The 19,520-nt window shown below is 37.4% G+C and carries 17 protein-coding genes; all 17 read right to left on the bottom strand.

Annotated features, from left to right (window positions below; genetic code table 11):
- Positions 1 to 264: 264 nt before the first annotated feature.
- Positions 265 to 2,037 carry an ABC transporter ATP-binding protein gene (locus tag CACET_RS14000; protein ID WP_044824865.1) on the bottom strand — a complete coding sequence of 591 codons (1,773 nt, stop codon included), beginning with the start codon at positions 2,035 to 2,037 and terminating at the stop codon, positions 265 to 267.
- A 13-nt stretch (positions 2,038 to 2,050) separates the two neighbouring features.
- Positions 2,051 to 3,778 carry an ABC transporter ATP-binding protein/permease gene (locus tag CACET_RS14005; protein WP_044824866.1) on the bottom strand — a complete coding sequence of 576 codons (1,728 nt, stop codon included), beginning with the start codon at positions 3,776 to 3,778 and terminating at the stop codon, positions 2,051 to 2,053.
- Between the two features lie 15 nt (positions 3,779 to 3,793).
- Complete coding sequence (locus CACET_RS14010) at positions 3,794 to 4,546, bottom strand: class I SAM-dependent methyltransferase (RefSeq protein WP_044824867.1); 753 nt, start codon at positions 4,544 to 4,546, stop codon at positions 3,794 to 3,796.
- 446 nt (positions 4,547 to 4,992) lie between these two features.
- Complete coding sequence (locus CACET_RS14015; protein WP_201774978.1) at positions 4,993 to 6,090, bottom strand: RNA-guided endonuclease InsQ/TnpB family protein; 1,098 nt, start codon at positions 6,088 to 6,090, stop codon at positions 4,993 to 4,995.
- Positions 6,091 to 6,094: 4 nt separating this feature from the next.
- Positions 6,095 to 6,493 carry an IS200/IS605 family transposase gene (gene tnpA / locus CACET_RS14020; RefSeq protein ID WP_044826404.1) on the bottom strand — a complete coding sequence of 133 codons (399 nt, stop codon included), beginning with the start codon at positions 6,491 to 6,493 and terminating at the stop codon, positions 6,095 to 6,097.
- Positions 6,494 to 6,536: 43 nt separating this feature from the next.
- Positions 6,537 to 7,352, bottom strand: a complete 816-nt coding sequence (nikC, locus tag CACET_RS14025; protein WP_048407543.1) for a nickel transporter permease — start codon at positions 7,350 to 7,352, stop codon at positions 6,537 to 6,539.
- Positions 7,349 to 8,296, bottom strand: coding sequence for a nickel ABC transporter permease (nikB, locus tag CACET_RS14030; RefSeq protein WP_052661425.1), 948 nt, complete (start codon positions 8,294 to 8,296; stop codon positions 7,349 to 7,351). Before nikB (CACET_RS14030) ends, nikC (CACET_RS14025) begins: the two co-directional genes overlap by 4 nt.
- Positions 8,297 to 8,319: 23 nt before the next feature.
- Entirely contained in the window at positions 8,320 to 9,927 is a 1,608-nt protein-coding gene (gene nikA, locus CACET_RS14035) for a nickel ABC transporter substrate-binding protein (protein ID WP_044824869.1), read from the bottom strand.
- Positions 9,928 to 9,960: 33 nt separating this feature from the next.
- Positions 9,961 to 10,737, bottom strand: coding sequence for a class I SAM-dependent methyltransferase (locus tag CACET_RS14040; protein ID WP_044824870.1), 777 nt, complete (start codon positions 10,735 to 10,737; stop codon positions 9,961 to 9,963).
- 723 nt (positions 10,738 to 11,460) lie between these two features.
- On the bottom strand, positions 11,461 to 12,147 hold the full coding sequence (locus CACET_RS14045; RefSeq protein WP_044824871.1) for a class I SAM-dependent methyltransferase: 687 nt from the start codon (positions 12,145 to 12,147) through the stop codon (positions 11,461 to 11,463).
- Positions 12,148 to 12,335: 188 nt separating this feature from the next.
- On the bottom strand, positions 12,336 to 13,925 hold the full coding sequence (locus CACET_RS14050) for an ABC transporter substrate-binding protein (protein ID WP_044824872.1): 1,590 nt from the start codon (positions 13,923 to 13,925) through the stop codon (positions 12,336 to 12,338).
- Between the two features lie 85 nt (positions 13,926 to 14,010).
- Positions 14,011 to 15,009: an ABC transporter ATP-binding protein gene (locus CACET_RS14055; protein WP_044824940.1), complete on the bottom strand. Its 999-nt coding sequence runs from the start codon at positions 15,007 to 15,009 to the stop codon at positions 14,011 to 14,013.
- Between the two features lie 14 nt (positions 15,010 to 15,023).
- On the bottom strand, positions 15,024 to 16,004 hold the full coding sequence (locus tag CACET_RS14060; RefSeq protein ID WP_044824873.1) for an ABC transporter ATP-binding protein: 981 nt from the start codon (positions 16,002 to 16,004) through the stop codon (positions 15,024 to 15,026).
- On the bottom strand, positions 16,005 to 16,853 hold the full coding sequence (gene nikC / locus CACET_RS14065) for a nickel transporter permease (RefSeq protein ID WP_044824874.1): 849 nt from the start codon (positions 16,851 to 16,853) through the stop codon (positions 16,005 to 16,007).
- Positions 16,850 to 17,791 carry a nickel ABC transporter permease gene (gene nikB / locus CACET_RS14070; RefSeq protein ID WP_044824875.1) on the bottom strand — a complete coding sequence of 314 codons (942 nt, stop codon included), beginning with the start codon at positions 17,789 to 17,791 and terminating at the stop codon, positions 16,850 to 16,852. The genes nikC (CACET_RS14065) and nikB (CACET_RS14070) overlap by 4 nt, the downstream gene beginning before the upstream one ends.
- Positions 17,792 to 17,803: 12 nt before the next feature.
- Complete coding sequence (locus CACET_RS14075; RefSeq protein ID WP_044824876.1) at positions 17,804 to 18,583, bottom strand: ABC transporter ATP-binding protein; 780 nt, start codon at positions 18,581 to 18,583, stop codon at positions 17,804 to 17,806.
- Positions 18,580 to 19,512, bottom strand: coding sequence for an ATP-binding cassette domain-containing protein (locus CACET_RS14080; protein ID WP_052661426.1), 933 nt, complete (start codon positions 19,510 to 19,512; stop codon positions 18,580 to 18,582). The genes CACET_RS14075 and CACET_RS14080 overlap by 4 nt, the downstream gene beginning before the upstream one ends.
- Positions 19,513 to 19,520 lie beyond the last annotated feature (8 nt).

The following is a 19,520-nucleotide window of genomic DNA, read 5'->3' on the forward strand; positions in this document are numbered from 1 at the left end:
AAATTTCTACTTTAATATTATTAGCTTTAACTTAAACCATAATTTGTCATCACTCTAAGATCCTTCGCTACGCTCAGGATGACAATTCGAGAAAATTTTGATAATAATTGTATTAAGTTAACGCCTATGACTTTAATACTAGTTTACCATTTTCTTCATATTTATAAAAATCAAAAAACCCTTCTTAAAGATAAAATCTTCAAAGGGTTTTTTGATTCATAGAATTATGGGGTTATTCATATGACTATATTTTTAATCATATTTCTACACAGCAATAGAGGACAGCTGTCCTGTAACCAATTGATAATAATATCCTTTTTTCTGCACTAAGGAAGAATGATTTCCAACTTCTACGATTTTTCCCTCCTGGAGTACTACTAAGCCATCCGCTTCTTTAAAGGTGGAAAGGCGATGAGCTACAATCAGAGTAGTTCTGCCTTTTCTTAGATTATTGAGGGATTGCTGTACCAGTCGTTCATTTTCCGTATCTAAGCTGGATAGAGCTTCATCTAAAATAAGAATAGGAGAATTTTTTAAGAAGGCTCTGGCAATAGCCAAGCGCTGTCTTTGCCCTCCTGACATCTTCAAGCCTCTTTCCCCAGCATTGGTATCGTAGCCTTCTGGGAGGCTCATAATAAAATCATGAATATACGCTGCTTTAGCAGCCTCCTCTACCTCTTTGTCAGTAGCAGTAGGATTGCTTAAGCGAATATTGTCTCTGATGGACATATTAAATAAATAAATTTCCTGAGGTACAACAGTGATTAAAGAACGCAGGGCATCCATGGATAAATCTCGTACATCCACACCATTGATGGTAATTTGCCCTTCATTAACATCCCAAAACCGCTGTAGGAGATTAATAGAGGTAGTTTTTCCAACCCCTGATTCTCCTACCAAAGCGATGGTTTCCCCGGGACTGACTTGGAAGGAAGCCTTTTTCAAAACTTCAGGAAGATCCTTTTCATAGGAAAAAGAGACGTTATGGAAAGCAACTTTCACTTCCTCAGTCTTATCAATTTCTTTTTTACCTATATCCTCCACAATTGCCTTTTCTTCTAGTATACTGCCTACTCTTTGGCCTGCAGCCAGTATAATGCTAAAGTTTCTTCCCATAGAAGCTACTTCTAAAATAGGACTAAATATATTGGCTGCCATAATGATCACCACAGGAAACCATTGACGATCCATTTGCCCTTGTAGAATTAAAACTGCAGAAACACCTAAAATACAAACCATTCCTAAGGAACTGACGGCATTAAGATAAGCTCCCTCTACCCCCATCCTTTTTCCGTAGGATAACTGACTTTCGTAGAGATCATCAGAAAACTTTCTAAGACGATTACGATAGCCCGCTTTAAAGTTAAAGGAAATGATTTCACGCAAACCCTGTATCCCGTCTATAGCCTCACCATGAACTGCTGCTAGCCGGCTTCGTGTTTCAGACCCCTGCTGATCTGCCTCCTTCTTAAACCAAAAAGGAATACTGAAGAGAAGAAAGATAAAAGGCAAAAGGACTAAAGATAACATCCAGTGGATTTGAAAAAGTATCCCTAAAATGATGGCTGGCACTGCAACAGCCACTAAAAAAGCCCCTGCGGTATGGGCAAAAAACCACTCCAACACCTCCACATCTGCCATCAAGGTAGCTGCCAGTTCCCCCGAACGCTTCTTTAATAAATAAGCAGGTGCAATTCTTTCGATGGCATGATAAAGCTTTACACGAAAATCTACTAAAATTCGAAAAGCCACCTCATGAGCAAACCACATATCTGAATAGTACATCAGTACCCTGCCCAAAACTAAAAGTCCTAGGACAGGTAAATAGGGACGAATTTCTGACCTCGTTCCTCCAGTCACAGCTATTCCCACTAAGTAAGCACCTAAGGCAGGTCCCAAAATCCCTAGAAGATGATGAAGAATACCACTGACAATAGAAAAAGTCATCCCCCTCCAATAGGGTGCCAAGTATTTCAACAGCTCATCAAAGCCATCTAATTTCAGCTTTTTAAAAACTTTATTCTCTTTTTCTTCCATTCCTCTTCCCCCTTTACTCATGCTGGGCCTCAATCAATTGGGCATAAAACCCTTTTTCGAAAAGTAATTCCCTATGATTTCCTTCTTCTTTCAACTCTTGATCATCCATGACAAAAATTCTATCTGCATTTTGGATAGTTGATAGCCGGTGGGCAATCAGTATCGTGGTTTTATTTTTCATCAGATGCTCTAGTGCATGCTGAATTTTTTCTTCACTAAGGGCATCTACATTGGAGGTAGCCTCATCCAAAATCAATAGCGGGGCATCTTTTAAGAAGGCTCTGGCAATAGAAAGTCTCTGTTTTTGTCCTCCTGAAAGTCGCATACCTCTTTCACCAATGACTGTATCATAACCCTGAGGTAATTCCATAATAAACTCATGTGCACCAGCAAGTTTTGCGGCTTTTTCAAGTTCTTCTAATGTAGCATTAGGATTAGCCACTCTTAGGTTCTCTGAAACAGTACCGTAAAAAAGATAAGTATCCTGAAAAACAACAGCAATTTGATTTCGTAAATCCTCAAGGGAATTTTCACGAATATCCAGCCCATTCATCAAAATACTACCAGACTGGGGATCAAAGAATCTCATAATTAATTGTACCAAGGTAGATTTTCCGGAACCTGATTTTCCTACGAAGGCCACCTTTTCCCCCGCCTTTATATGTAGGGAGATATTTTTTACTGCTGGACGTTTGCCGCCAGAATAAGCAAAGGTCACTTCTTTAAAGGTTAATTCTGGTAAAGGTCTTTCAACAGCTTGCTGTAAAGACTGACTTTTTTCCTCTACAATCAGTGGTTCATCCAATAGGTTAAAAATACCTCTAGCAGCTGCAAAACCTAAAAAACTTTGATGCCATAATCGATTTAAGTCATTTAAAGGACGGAAACACTCTACCACTAAAAAAAGAATGACAAAGAGGCTTTGTACAGGCAACTCACCGGTGGTTACCCTTAGCGCTCCCACTCCTGTAGCAAAGGCGGCTCCTGCTGCAGTACCCCACTTTACAATAGCGGAATCCAATAGGGATACCCCTAAGCTTTTCATAGAGCGGTTATACACCCCTTTTGCTTCCTCTTCTAGCTCTTGTCCTTTGTGTTTGCTGGCTTGGAAAACCTTTAAGGTAGTCATTCCTTGCATAGCATCAATATATTGGGCATTTAATTTAGCATAGGACTGCCAGTATTCTAAAATAATTCTTTTAAAAAAGTTACTGCCTAGCTGCGGTGATCCTACCGCAATCAAAAGTCCTGCTGCAGTAATCCATCCCACCACAGGATCTAATGTCCAAATATAAATAACAACAACTCCAGATCCTAGTAAAGATACCAGCAGCTGGGGAACATATCCTGTCAAGAAAGGTTCTAGAGATTCGACACCGTCGATTAGTACCGATTGTAGGTTTCCACTTCTATAGTTTTCTTGGTAACCTGGTCCTAAATCCATCAACCGCATCAAGAGTCGCTCTCGAAGTTCATTCTTAATAAAGTAGGCTATCTTTTTTCCATAGATTTCATCGACCTTAACAATAACAGCTCTTATCACAATCAAAACTGCAATGATTATAATAAGAGGAGAAATTTCATGAAAACTTCCTCCTGCAAATAATGTCTTCATTGTGGCTGCAGTTGCAAAGGCTTGTCCTACATAGGTACCCATGATCAGTAGTCCCAACGAAATTTTCAGTGCCAGTTGTACTCTTGCTCCTTTGAGAAATGTAAATAACCTAAAGTACAAGTTCAAACTTCATCCCCCCATCTATTTCTTTTCAGCCCCCACCATAAACATAGGTGTAGAACGAAATAATATCCTATCTTCTTCACTATGAACCCTATGGGAAATATCGGTTTCCACAAAAACCTTAGCATAACCGCAGTCTACTAAAGCTGCTGTATCCCATTGAGGTCTTTTCTTATTACTTAAGAATAACTGTTTTGCAATAGCATCACTTTCCTTCATATCTGCCTTATCATGAGTATCAACAATCCCCATCTCTGCTGCTCTTTTCTTATCTTCTTCATACTGCTTTTGCATTTCAGGGTCATGAAGCCTTAGCCCCCAATTTGCATCAAAAACCAGCAGTCTGCCTTTAGACTTTAGTACCCTATGCCACTCTTTATAGGCCTCCATAGGTTCCCTTAAGGTCCATGTCAAATTTCTGCATAAGATCAGATCAAAACTCTCGTCGGGGAAATCCAATTGATGTGAATCCATTTTATAAAAGTCCACTTTTACTCCTATACGTTCTGTATTATGTCTAGCCTCCTGAAGCATATTTTCAGTGCAATCAATAGCAGTTACCTGATGCCCCATCACAGACAATATCATGGCAAAAAAACCAGGGCCTGTGCCTATGTCTAGTACTTTTAAAGATTGTCCCTCTGGACGGTATTCAGCAATCATCTTCATCCATGCATCCTTTTTAAAGCTTTCCATCTCTCTCCATATGGATGTACTATAATCCGTTGCCCGATCTTCCCAATAGTTTTCAATTTTAGCTTGAATACTCATTTTATCTCCTCCATATCTATAATATAAGACAGTTTTTAGTAATAAATAAACATAAAAAAACCATGAGGAATAGACTTGTTTATAACAAGTGTCTAGCCTTCATGGCGGTCTTCAAGAAAATCATATCCTTGATTTATTGGTTTTAATTTTCATACTTTTCTCTATCTTATTGTACTATATTTCTATTTAATTTTCAATATTTATAGGAAAATTTGTAGAAATTTTAACGATTTTCAGATTTTATCATTAACTTTTCTGTGTTTCCCGAGGATCTAAAATATCTCGCAGGCCATCTCCTATTAAATTAAAAGCCAATACTTTGACACTCCCACAGCTAAAGCAGTGGGATTCTTGAGTGATTAAACCGAAGTACATTTCTGCTATCGGAGTATGACCTCAAGCTTAGGGTATGCCATTACCCCTCCTAGAGCAGTACATATAGTACCCTAGGCTAGTAGACTTTTACCATCTACTACAGGTGCATTAATTATATTTATAGCACCTACTCTATCCCTATGTGTTTTAAAACCACAGGAGCATTTATATTTTCTATCTCTTGCTTTATTTAGTTTCTTACATTCAGGGCATATTTGAGAAGTGTATTTAGGATCAACATATTCAACCTTTATCCCCTTCAATAGTGCCTTATACTCTATGAATTGAGCTAGACGATAGAATGACCATGTATGTAGATTTTTTTCGTTTTTACGGCTTGTTCTTGCCGTGTTTCTGATATTCGTTAATTTTTCAAGCCGAATATCAGAAACATTATTATTTACTGCAAAATTAATTATTTCTCTACTTACTTTGTGGTCTTGGTCTGTCATCCAACGTTGTTCTTTATCATCAAGCTTTTTAATGACTTTAAGCTTCTTGGCTTTTCCAAGTTTTTTACGTTTCGCTTTATATTTACGTTTGACGTATTTATTTTGCCTACCGTTTCCAAAAAAAAACGTTTTTCCTGAATCGGTTACAGCTACAGCAGGAACTTTTAGGCCTAAGTCAACACCCATTACAACATCACCTTTAACTATATGAGATACTTTTTCAACACTTATTTGAGCGATATATTTATTGCTTTTCTTAGTTATACGCAATGCTCCCAAATGACCTTCTAGTTGTTTTAGCTGATAGTCTGTCATGATAGTTCTAGTTTGAATACGCTGCGATTTCCCATCTATAATAACGGGAAAACTAAGAATACCGTCTTTAAGTGAATAATTTTGATTATTCCATATACAGACAGGTTTTTTAAGGGTAGCTACATTGATTACTTTTTGTTTATCAGTAGGCAGTTTGGAATTAGCCTTGATAGCTTTCTTGTACTTAGTACAGATACTTTTGGCATCTCTAATAGATTGATTTTTCACTGCACTTGGCATATTTGCAAAAACATCTTTAGATGATAGCTTTACTCTTTCTTCTGATTGGAGCGTAGATGAAACAAGGCTATTAACAGTATGGATATATTCTTTTGATATAGATTCTATTAGTTGTACTTGTTCTTTTGTCAAAATAATATTAAATTTTACTGTTATCTGCATTGTTTCACCCCCTTGTTTTTTGTTCTTCAACATATCGTTTTATAGTTTCACTTGATACATTTCCTGCGGTAGATACAAAATAGCTTCTTGTCCAAAGACTTGGCAAATGTCGCAGATGTTTAAATTCCTGCCTTAATAATCGAGAAGTCACTCCTTTCACTTTTGCCATTATGTCTGCTGGACTTAAATGAGGAAGTGCATTGACAAAAAGATGGCAGTGGTCTTTATCACATTCTATTGCCAAAATTTCTATTTCAATGTCTTTACAAATCTCATTGAGAAGCTGTTTAAATTTTATTTCAACTTCTCCAACTAGAACTTTACGTCTGTACCTTGGACAGAAAACAAAATGATAGTTTATTAAAGATACTGTTGTTTGTGTTCTTCTATAATCTTGTCCCATATATTTATAGTATCAGTTTTAAACTGAAACTGCAACAAGAAGATTAAAAGAAACGCCTTTCATCCCACGATTGAAACCGTGGGCTTTCAGGCGAATTTACTGTAATAAGAATAGCTAACCCAGGAAAAATCATGATCCAAGGAGCTATATACATATAAGGTCGACCATCGTTCAGCATGGCACCCCATTCAGGATTAGGGGGCTGAGCCCCTAATCCTAAAAAGGATAATCCCGAGATGGCTAAAATGGTCGAACCCATATCTAAGGTAGCCAGTACAATGACTGGTGATAAGACATTCGGTAAGATATGGCGGAAAATCAAGGGAAGATGCTTGCACCCCCCTGTTCGAGCCGCCAATACATAATCTTTTTCTTTGACAGAGGCAATCATTCCTCGAAGGATTCGTGCATAACGTACCCATTGAACAGAAGCCATAGCAATCATTACATTTCTAATGCTGGGACCCAGCATACCTGCAATAACCAAAGCCAGTAGCAATCCTGGAAAAGCCAGTAGCATATCTATGATGCTGACGATAATATCATCGATTCTTCCACCTACATAGCCTGCAATACTGCCAACCAGCACGCCAATAGACATGGTGATCACTAAAACCAAAAAAGATATGCTAAGAGAAGCCCTTGCCCCATGCATAATACGGGATAAAATACATCTTCCTAAATGATCTGTTCCTAAAGGATAACTCAGAGAGGGTTTTTCCAATCTATAATTTGCATCCATCTGTATTGGATCCTTAGGTGCAATCCAGGGAGCCAGTAGTGCAACACCTAAAATCAGTAAAATCAAAATCAATCCAATAAACGCCATGGGGTCTTTGATCAGTCCCTTTAACCTCATTTGCTTTCCCCCTTCCCTGACAGCCGCATCCTAGGATCTATAAAGGTATAAGATATATCTACCATCAAATTTACTGTAACAAAAATAAGCGCCATCAGTAGTACATATCCCTGAACAACGGGATAGTCCCGGGTGAATATAGAGTCCACCAAATATTTCCCTATACCCGGCCAGGCAAATATGGTTTCCACAATTACCGTACCCCCCAGCAAATGTCCTAGACTCATGCCAAAAATAGTCACTAAAGGCAATAGAGCATTCTTCAGTGCATGACCTATAAGAATTGTTTTTTCTTTTAGTCCTCGTGCACGGGCTACCTGAATAAAATCCTGTCCTAAAACCTCCAGCATACTGGCTCGCAGTAAGCGAGCATAGGTAGCGGACATTCCCAGCCCTAGGGTCAGCCCAGGCAAAACCAAATGAAGCATACTTCCTCGACCCATCACAGGAAACAAGGAATATTTTACAGCAAAAAAGTAAATAAAGATAAGTCCCAACCAAAAAGAAGGAAGGGAAGCCCCTATTAAGGCAAAAAAACGGCTGAAATGATCAATCTTAGTATTCTTATAAAAGGCTGAAAGCAAGCCTAAGGGAATAGAAACCAAGAGTAGTACTACAGTGCCCGCCAAGGTGAGTTCCACCGTGGCAGGTAAACGCTGCAGCAGTTCCTCCAGTACCGAACGTCTGGTACGGAAAGAAACTCCGAGATCTCCTTGCACCGCTTTTAATAACCATTTGCCATATTGAACAAGTACTGGATCATTTAGTCCCATCCTTTCACGCATAAGCGCCACAGCCTCTGGGGTAGGATCAATACTATCCATTCGTAAAATCACTTCTGCTGGATCTCCTGGTGTAAGATGACTCATACTAAACGCCAAGAAGGACACCCCTAGCATCACCAAAAGTAAAAAGACCATTCTCTTGCAAATATATCTAAGCACTTTTTTCTCCTTTCCCAGCAACTTTATTCAACGATTCTTACATTGGTCAGTCCCTTCCCTAGTTCCCAAACATTGGCAGAAAACTCGAAGCCTTCAACAGATTTATTATACACTGCTATATTAGGTGTAATGGTCATAGGTATGATCACGAACTCCTCATTCATGAAAATATCTGCTATACGATCAAACTTTTCCCTTCGTTGATTGTCATCTAATGTCTTAAGTGCCTGCTGAAACAAAGCAGCTGCTTCACCTTGAAAGGCTGGAGCAAAATAAGGTCTTGCATCTCGTAATGACTTATAAATACTCTGAGGATCATACTGGATTCCCCATGAAACATCCGGCATTATACCGAAGTCACCAGTACTTCTACGGTCAAAATATACAGTAGATTCTACAGGGCTGATGTTAACTTTAATGCCTATTTCTGCAAGCTGTGCTTGTACAACTTCTGCTACAGTTCTTTGTGTGGTTACATCAGAACGTATATTATATAGTATCTCTAAGTTTTCTCCATTTTTTTCTACATATCCATCTCCATTAAGGTCTGTCCAACCAGCTTCTACAAGAAGTTCTTTGGCTTTTTCTAAATTCCGTTTACTTCTTTTAGCTTTTCCTAAAACTTCTGGTATCTTGGTGGAAAACATGGTTTCTGACAGACTTTCCATACCTTCATAAGCTACAAGGTTGATTTCTTCAGGATCTATTGCTAAAGCTATGGCCTGACGTACACTCTTGTCCTTTAGCAGTTCTGTACTAGGGTTTAGTGCAAGAAACTGTGCTACATCTCCCATTGCTATCTTGCCTTCTACATTAGGATTATTTTCAAGACTTTTAAAATCCATATAAGATACCGCAGTTACACCACTGCCTATAATCAAATCTACTTCTCCCGCCATTAATGCATTTAAACGGACATTAGAGTCAGGTACAGGGCGTATAACGATTTTTTCAAGATTAGGCTTTTCGCCCCAATAATTTTCATTCCTTACGAAAACGGCTCTTTCATCCTGTACATATTCTGCCAATATATAAGCACCTGTTCCCAATGGCTTGTCAAAGGCTATGCCGTCAGCACCAAAGCCTCCTGGACTAAGAAAACGTATGGGACGAACCATTGTTAGTTCAAGAAGGCTAAAAGGATATGCTTCCTTCATGTGCAATGCCACTGTATAGGGTGCTACAACTTCTACTGTTTCTAAATTATCAATCAAAGGCAGCCAGTTATGTCGAGTAGCATTGGACAAAACAGCATCAAAGTTTTGTTTCACCACTTCCGCATTAAAGGCTTCCCCATCTGAAAACTTCACATCTTCTCGAAGCTGAAATACTAAGCTTCGTCCGTCATTTTCTATTTCCCAAGAAACTGCCAACCAAGGGATGATATTTCCCTGCTGATCTAAGTTTACTAAAGGTTCATAGACTAAAGTTTGTGCCCCCATATCGCTGTCATAGAGGTGAGGATTCATACTGCCAACATCACCTACTCTGGCAATCGTCAATATTTGAGGTACTTCCATTACTTCTCCTGAAGTAATGGGTTCTTTTTTTGTACAGCCGGTATAGGCAAAGGAGCTTATTAAGATTATTAAGCAAAGAAGTATAAGGGATTTTGATTTTTTGATTTTCATTTTATTTCCTCCTCATATCTAAAGATGATAGACTTATAACTGTCCGTATAAATATTTCTTATCTGTTTTTTCAGCACGGATCATAAAAGGCGGAATGGTACGATAACGGGCCTTGCTGACTTCGTTATGAATTTTTTCACTGACATCTGCATCCACCATAATCTTACCAAAACCAATGTTCAATAGCTGAGGTATATCCCACTGGGGACGACGAATTTTGCTGAAATAAAGTTCGTCAGCGATTTTATTTCCTTCTTCTTTGGATTCCTTTGAGAACTTCTTGAATCCTAGCTTTACTGCTTCCTCTTGATCTCTTTCAAAGGCTTCCTTCCATTCGTCATTGTACATCCACAAATACCAGTTGCCATCAAAAATCAAAAGCCTTCCTCCTGGTTTTAAAACCCGATACCATTCCTTGTAGGCTGTAACTGGATCATACATTAGCCAGGTTACATTTCTTATAAGAATCATATCAAAGGAATTATCCTCAAATGTAAGCTTATGGGCATCCATCAAATGAAAGGATGCATCAAAACCAGCCATTCTTACATTCTCTTTTGCAGTCTCCAACATACTTTCTGTACAGTCGATACCGGTAACATGATGTCCCATCTCAGAAAGCAGCAGCGGAAAAAATCCAGGACCTGTACCAATATCTAATACCTCTAATTTTTCTCCTGTAGGGCGGTTTTCTTCAATCAGTTGCACCCACACCTCTTTTTTGACACCATTTAATTCACTTTGAATTACTTCATTGTACCTCTCGTTTTCATTTTGCCAGTACCCTTCAATACGTTTTTGAATTTGCACTTTTTCATCCTTCCCTTCTTGTATTTAATAGTAAAAACTTGTATTTAATAGTAAAAATCTTTTCTAACTGCCCTTACACCTAAAGAAAAAAAATTATAAGTTATGAAAACTTCCCTAGCATAGAATAAGTTTTTATCTCCTTCTTCACTCTTTGATGGCACAAACCATACTTGATATATCTCTGTATTCAGCTCATCAAGATTAATTTTAGAAAAACCATTAGCTTGGGTTGTTCAATAATCTTTAATTGTCTCAATATATTTCATTTGTAAGACACCTACTTTCTTATAACACTAAAAATACATAGCCAATTCTTCTCAAAATACAGGTTTTGATTTTCCACCCCCAATAACACAAAAAAGAAGGCACTCAAAAAGTGCCTTCTTAGCATCTGATCTAACTTCATGTTATGATCCCACAAGAATAATCTAGCGTTTTTCAGAAACATCTCCCTTAAAAAGAAATTTCCCGATATGTATATATTTCATATATATACCTTCTGCTACATTATTCTACTTAATTTTGCATTATGTTACATCAATCTACTTAAAGTATAACTTTTTGATATTTTTTTGTCAATAAACTTTTTAAGATAATTAGACTGTAGCTTCTTTTTTATAAAGATTCAGAATAATTTTTCCTAAAATACTTTTTCCCCTGCCAATTTATGGTGTTATGAGCATACATCACTTTATACATTCTCTATAAACATATCCTCTATCTTCAGTCTTTTAAAGAAAAACGGAAAATATATGCCTGATCATATTCATATTGTATTCGATCATTTAGACTTCTAAAGAGTCGATCATTACTGTTTATTTCTATATAATCATCTGGTATCATTTTTCGAATACCAACATTAAATCCTTCCTCAAGAAATGCATTAGAGATATCTTCAAGATCATGCAAAAGCATTGGTACAGAAGCATTCTCATCTATCTTTTTCTTCATATAGGGTAAACTAGGGTTGCCATTGTAGTCTGTATAGGTAGCATAATAGACTCCTTTAGATTTAAGGATCTTTTTTATCTTAGATGCATGTTCTTTTAAGTCACCGATTAAATAAATCACCGATATACTAAAAGCCAAATCAAACTGATTTTCATATTTTTCGGGAGTATCTGTAGCTTCATATTGAATTGGCAGATTTCCTTTTCTGCTATTGGCTACTTCAACTGATTGACGAGCTAGATCTATTCCCAAAGCATTTTTAAAGGGTTTTTTATCATATAAAAATCTTAAAAAACCACCTTGATTACAACCAAAATCGAAAACAGAAAGATTGGATAAATCCTCCTCCTTTATATAACTCAATACTTTCTGCCAAAATCTATAATGGGTCTCCTCCATAGCTTGTTCTGTTTCTGCTTGGTCCTTCCACCAAACATTGTATAAAGAATTATTCGTCATCAATGATGCTCCTTTCGGTATTTGAAATTTAAACTTATCAAAAAAACATTTTTATTCCTATGTATCAACATGAATTTTAATGCACTAAGGGCTACAGTTACAAATCTTGACTAGATCTTCCAGCTAAGATGAAACCGTAGACCATAGGTACTAAAATTCAGTTACACATTCACCTATATAGATAATTCTTATTCTACATAAACACCTTTTAAATCTATTGCCCATACAGAAGAGTGGGGTTGAAAACCTTTGACTCTACTATTTACAATAACTACCTCTTCATCATGCACATATGGAATCAATGCTGCGTCTTCATAAATGATTTCTTGTACTTTTCTATACATTTCTTCTCTTTTTTCTTCCTTAAGCTCTTTTCTTGCTTCTTCCAACAGTGTTTCTATTTCCTTATTTACATAGCCAGGGGAAGCATGGGTAGAAGCACCAAATAGTTCAGAATGAAATCTGCTCATAAGCTGATAATCCGCCCCACCATGAACACCTGGTGTTGTGCTGGCAAAAATATCATACTTTCCAGCATCTCTCAATTCATTAAATGCTCCTCTCTCCATAACCTGTACATTGACCTTGATGCCAATTTGCTGAAGCTGTGCTTGTATCACTTCTGCTGCTGGTTTCCAATAAGAACTCCACGGTTGGATAATGATATCAAATTCTAAAGGTGTACCATTATGTTCCATAATGTTGTTACTATTCAGGTTATATCCAGCTTCTTCAAATAAGGCCATTGCAATCTCTGGCTCATAAGGATACCATGCTTGTCCTAAATGTCCAGGTATAGCAGGAGATACAATCCCTGTAATATTATGACCATATCCCAGTAAAACTTTTTCAACAATAGCATTTCTATCGATGGCATGGTTGATAGCCTTTCTAACCCTTACATCTTTAAATACATCTTTATTTGCATTAAATCCAAAATAATGTGTTCTTACACCTGGAACACTGAGAATCTGGTACTCACTGTTCTTAAATGCTTCAATCTCTGGGGCATTTAAATCCCTTATGATATCCACTTCTCCAGCTCTTAAAGCCATTGTACGGGCACTTGAATCTGTGATAATCTTGTAAATTACTTTTTCTAAGACAGGCTTTTCACCCCAATATTCATCATTTCTAACCAAAACAACCTCTTGTTCAGGAACAAAAGCTTCTACTTTAAAAGGTCCCGTACCACAAGGATTCATCTCATATCCATCACCCTGCTGTTGTACTGCAGTTGGGCTGACAATAGAGGCAACAGGATTCATTAACCACTCTAACAAAGGAGAAAAAGATTCTTCTGTTATGATTTGAATCCTATAATCATCCTCAACAATGATTTCTTTTATAGGTGGCGTTGTCCATGCAGGACCTTCTTCTTGCTGTCTTTCGAGGGAAAATTTCACTGCTTCTGCATTAAAAGCTGTTCCATCGTGAAAAGATACCCCTTGTCTTAGTTTAAAGCGCCAAGCCACTTCATCGATTCTTTCCCAGCTTTCTGCCAATAGGGCTTTGGGCTTCATGTCATGACCTGGATACACCAATGTCTCATTAATGTGATGTCCTGGAAACCATACCAGTGGATCTGGTGCCTTCAACACATCTAGAGTTGCGGTGTTTTTATCCATACCTATCGTTAATACTTGCTCACTGGTTATTACTTCACTGCTGGTATCAACATCATTATTACTGTTGCTGCTACAACCAACAGCTAAAAACACAATAGCCAGTATAATTAAAAGCCCTACTCCCTGTTTAAATTTCAGTACTTTTTTCATTTCATCATCCTCCTAGGTTAAAAATATTTGTTTGAATACCATATAAAAACCACAAATTTTCTTAAAATTCATTTTGTCTGCTTTTTCAATATCTATGACAAGCAACATAATGCATTGGACTTATTTCTCTTAGATCCGGTTCTGAATAGCTACATGTGTTTAAGGCTTTTCTACAACGAGGATAAAATTTACAGCATTTTGTAAAGCTTACAGGGTCTAATGCTTCGCCACAAAGCAATTGTTCTTTACTTAATCTATTATCAGGATTAACGCTAGGAATAGCCTCAATTAAAGAGATAGTGTATGGATGAGCTGCATGCTCTAACAAATCCTGACTTTTAATTATCTCAACAATTTTTCCAAGATACATAATAACAATGCGGTGGCTTAATAGCTTTACAGATGCTAAATCATGAGAAATAAATATATACGAAAGTTTATATTTACAATGAAGATCATATAGTAATTTCAAAATTTGCACCTGTATTGATACATCTAAGCTTGCAATTGGTTCGTCACAAATGATTATTTTTGGATTTATTGCCAATGCTCTTGCTATTGCAATCCTTTGTCTTTGCCCCCCACTGAACTCATGTGGATATCTTGATAAGTGTTCCTCTTTTAATCCTACAAGTTCAATAAGGTATTTAATCTTTTCCCTCTGGTCTTGTTTACTAAGTACTTCAAAGTTGACTATAGGTTCTTTAATTATTTCTTCAATTTTCATCCTTGGATTCAGAGAAGCATATGCATTCTGAAAAATTATCTGAAAATCTTTTCTTAGCTTTCTAAGCTTCTCTCCACTTAAACTTGTTATGTCTTCTCCTTTAAATAAAATTTTTCCCGCTGTGGCTTTTTCTAGTCTTAATAGTAATCTTGTCAACGTACTCTTCCCACAACCGCTTTCTCCTACTAATCCTAAAATTTCATTTTCATAGAGGGTTATAGAAACCCCCTCGACTGCATTTAAAACATTATTTTTAAAAGAAAAATAATTGTTTTTCGTAAAATAACTTTTTTTCAGATTTATCGTTTCTAATATCGGTATTTTGTTTTCAAATAGGATCTCCTCTTTACAATTCATAGGTATGTACCTTTCTAATATTGGATTGGAAAAAAGCAAGAAACAAAATGGTTAGAATTAATTTTCTCCATCAAGGGATGATTGTTTTGACAAAAATCTTTTCTATATGGACATCTAGGGTAAAATGAACAGCCTTTTCTTTCTTCATATATCTCCGGTGGTTGTCCTAAAATCTGTTGCAGAGAATTTATATTGTTAGCAAAATCAGGAATAGAACACAATAATCCCTTTGTATATGGATGTGATGCTTTATAAAAAATTTCCTTTACTAAACCATATTCAATAATTTCACCAGCATACATCACACAAACCCAGTCGGACAATTGAGCTATAACACCAAAATTATGAGATATTAGTAAGACTCCCGTATTATATTTCTCTTTCAACTTCTCAATTTCTATTAATATCTGGGCTTGTATTGTTACATCTAAAGCAGTTGTAGGCTCATCAGCAATAAGGAAATCTGGCTTCATTGCTAATGCCATAGCAATCATTACTCTTTGTTTCATTCCTCCACTAAGCTGAAAAGGATAACAAGACAATATCTTCTGAGAATCACCAAGTCCCATTTCCAATAAAGATTGATTTGCTACCTCCAAAGCTTCTTTTTTAGATAATGACATCCTATGTTGAAGTGTTTCAATAAATTGTCTGCCTATGCTTCTTACAGGATTAAAAACTGAATGTGGGTCTTGAAAGATCATTGCTATACGCTTACCTCTTATTTGTCTCATATCTCTGCTGCTTAATTCCATAAGATTCATATCATTAAAAAAAATTTTCCCGCTGGGGGCACTGATTTCAGGAGGAAGCAATTTCATAATAGAAAGGGCTGTCATACTTTTGCCACAACCACTTTCTCCAACTAACCCTAAAACTTTTCCTTTTGGTATTTCAAAGTTCACCCTATTGAGCACTGTATTTTTTTTGCCCTTATTCGTGAAAACCACTTCAAGATTTTCAATTTTAAGAAAGGGATTCGTTTCTAATCTCAATCAATCACTCCTCTCTTTTTCGGTGTGACTTTTAGGATCAAAGAAGTCCCTCAAACCATCTCCCGTAATATTGAAGGAGAATACTGTTAACAAAATCGCCAATCCAGGATATATCATAAGATCTGGTTTCAATAAAAAATAGGCTTTTCCATCATTTAGCATAGCCCCCCATTCTGGTGCAGGAGGTTGTGCCCCTAAACCTAAAAATGACAATCCCGAAATCGATAAAATGATTCCTCCCATATCTAAAGATGCTAATACAATTATCGTCGATAAGATGTTAGGTAATATATGTCTTATAATAATGTGGAAATGATTGGTTCCTGAGGTACGGGCGGCTATAACGTATTCCCTTTCTTTTATTGAAATCACCATACTCCGAACAACCCTTGCATATCCAACCCAATGAACAGCTATAATGGCAATCATAACATTCACCAGACCAGGTCCCAGAATACCTGTTATAACGATTGCAAGAATCAAACTAGGAAAAGCCAAAATGATATCCACAATGCTTACGACAATTCTGTCAAATCTTTTTCCTATGTAGCCAGACATCAAACCTACGGTTGTTCCAATTGTCATCACTGTAAAAACGATTGTAAAAGAAACACTTAAGGAAATTCTTGTTCCATAAATAATTCTAGAGTATACACATCTGCCGAGATGGTCGGTGCCAAAGGGATAATATCTTGATGCACTTTGTAAAGCATTACTCAAATCAATCTGCATAGGATCCTGCAACACTAGATAAGGAGCAAAAAGACCAATAAAAGTTATCAAGATAATGATGATGGATCCTACTAAGGCAACTTTATATTGAAAAAAAAGTTTCAGTCTTTCTATCAATCATCACTCCCTTCAATGTTTATTCTTGGATCAATAAGTTTATAGGTAAGATCAATTAGCAGATTAACACCCGAAAAAACCACCGCCATGAACAATGCATATCCTTGAATCATAGGATAATCTCTGCTAAAAATTGATTCCACGATTAGTTTTCCTAGTCCCGGCCAACTAAAGATGGTTTCTACGATGGTTGTCCCTCCTAGTAAGTGGCCTAAACTTATTCCCAGTGAAGTTATTACAGGCAGTAAAGAATTCTTAAAAACGGTGAAAATAATAATCATCGACTCTTTTAATCCTCGGGCTCTTGCAGCTAAAACAAAATCCTGACCTAACACTTCCAGCATACTTGCCCTTAGCAGCCGTGCATATTGTGCTGACATCCCTAATCCTAATGTAATAGAGGGTAGAATAAGATGAATAAGTGCCCCCCTGCCCCTTACCGGAAAGATAGAAAATCTCACTGAAAAAAAGTAAATCAGTACAATACCCAGCCAAAAGGAGGGTATGGATGAACCTAATAAAGAAAAAAGTCTTATAATATGATCAAATACAGTATTTTTGTAAAAACAAGAAATAATTCCCACAGGTATGGAGATGAAAAGCATCACCAAAAATCCAGCTATTGTAAGCTCAATTGTAGCAGGCAGTTTGTTTAATAATTCCTCCAATACTGGTCGACCTGTTCTGTAGGAAATACCTAGATCTCCCCTTAAAACTTGCTTCACCCAATCCTTGTACTGGGTAATAAAGGGCAAGTCTAGACCTAGGTCCCTACGTGTTTCTTCAATGATTCTTTTTTCTGGTTCAATGCCTCTTGATATTAATACTAGCTCTGCTGGATCTCCCGGCGTAATGTAGGTCATTAAAAAAGTTAATATTGAAACACCTATTAAAACCAAGAACATATAGCTAATTCTTTTTAAAATATAGCTTTTCATTTTTCACCTTCCTTAACTAACCACCGCCACCAGCTGTCTTGTATATTCATGTCGATCTTTGCTCATGATTTGATTACTCATAAATTCATCTACGATTTGTCCTTCCTTCATCACAAGAATCCGATCACTCATCATCCCTACTGCTGCAATATCATGAGAGATAAAGAGATAAGACATTCCCAGCTCTGTCTGCAAACGCTTTAGCAAGTCTAGGATTTGTGCCTGCACTGAAACATCTAGACTAGAGGTAGGCTCGTCACAAACCAGCAGTTCTGGCAGCAGACTGATGCCTCGAGCAATGGCTACCCTCTGTCGCTGCCCTCCGCTTAACTGATGGGGACAACGGTCCATATGGGCTGCCTTCAGCCCTACCATTTCCAGCAATTTTGCTGCTGTATCTCTAGGAGAGTGTCTTACATCTGAAAGAAAAGGCGGACATACCTCTGGAAAGTTATTCAAAGGTTCCATAACAGAACGCCATACAGGCAAACGTTGGTTTAAAGAGGCTGTTGGATTTTGAAATACCACTTGAAAATCTCTTCTTGCCTCTCTCAGCTCTCTTTCCTTTAATTGAAAGATTTCTTTATCCTTTAACCAAACTTCTCCACTATCAGGTTGTTCCAATGCCAACAATAAACGTCCCAAAGTACTCTTGCCGCTGCCACTTTCTCCAACTACCCCTAAGCACTGGCCTTTTTGGATTTTGAAGGACACATCTTTTACTGCTTGAACGCTATTACCAGATTGATTATAGCTTTTAAAAAGTCGATGAGCCACTAGGAGATCCTTCATGCTACACCCCCCTTAGAACAGGCAGTGGTTTTTGACATTTTTGTAGATTCTTTGTTTTCAGCATTTTTCTCATAAATATCTGAAAGAAAGGGCCTTGTTTTTAACAGCATCTGAGTATAGGGGTGGGTGGCTCCATATCTTATGGTTTGTGCTGATTTCATTTCTACAATTTTTCCATCCTTCATGACAGCAACAGTATCTGCCCGCTTTAAAACATGTCTTAAGTCATGGGAGATCAATAATATAGCACACTGGGTCTGTCGCTGCAAATCCTTCATCAAATCCAGTACCCGCTCTCCCGTAAGTACATCCAATGCTGTAGTGGGTTCATCAGCAATCAATAGTGCTGGTCTTAACATCATGGCCGCCGCCAGTGCAGCCCTTTGCAGTTGACCACCACTCAGTTGAAAGGGGTAGCTATTGAAGACACGATCCTGAGGCAAGTTCACCTTTTGAAGCCATTCCATTGCTATACCCTTAGCCTCTTGATAAGATAATTGCTGATGGGTTCGAAGTACTTCTACCAATTGCTTTCCTATTTTTAAGAAAGGTGTAAAACTTCCCTGATAATCTTGAAACACAAGGCCAATACCTTTTCCCCTTAATCCTGCTTGCATTTTATCCGATAGCATCTCTTCACCTTGAAATAAAATTTTTCCTCCACCAATATGCAAAGTGTTTGGTAAAAGCCCTAAGATAGCACTGGCGGTGACGCTCTTCCCACTTCCGCTTTCTCCTACAAGACCAAGGGTTTCTCCAGCACCTATCTTAAAGGAAACCTCCTCTACCAATGTGTTTTTTTTCTGCCCCTGTTGAACATAGATTTCTAACTGCTCTAGTTGCAAAACAGGTATCGGTATAGAAGGTAAAGTTCCATTTCTACTGTGGGTCAATGGTTTTTGTAGGTTTTTTTGTAATTCTATCGACATATAACACT

Origin of the sequence: Clostridium aceticum (assembly GCF_001042715.1) — a bacterium.
GTDB classification, from domain to species: domain Bacteria; phylum Bacillota; class Clostridia; order Peptostreptococcales; family Natronincolaceae; genus Andreesenella; species Andreesenella acetica.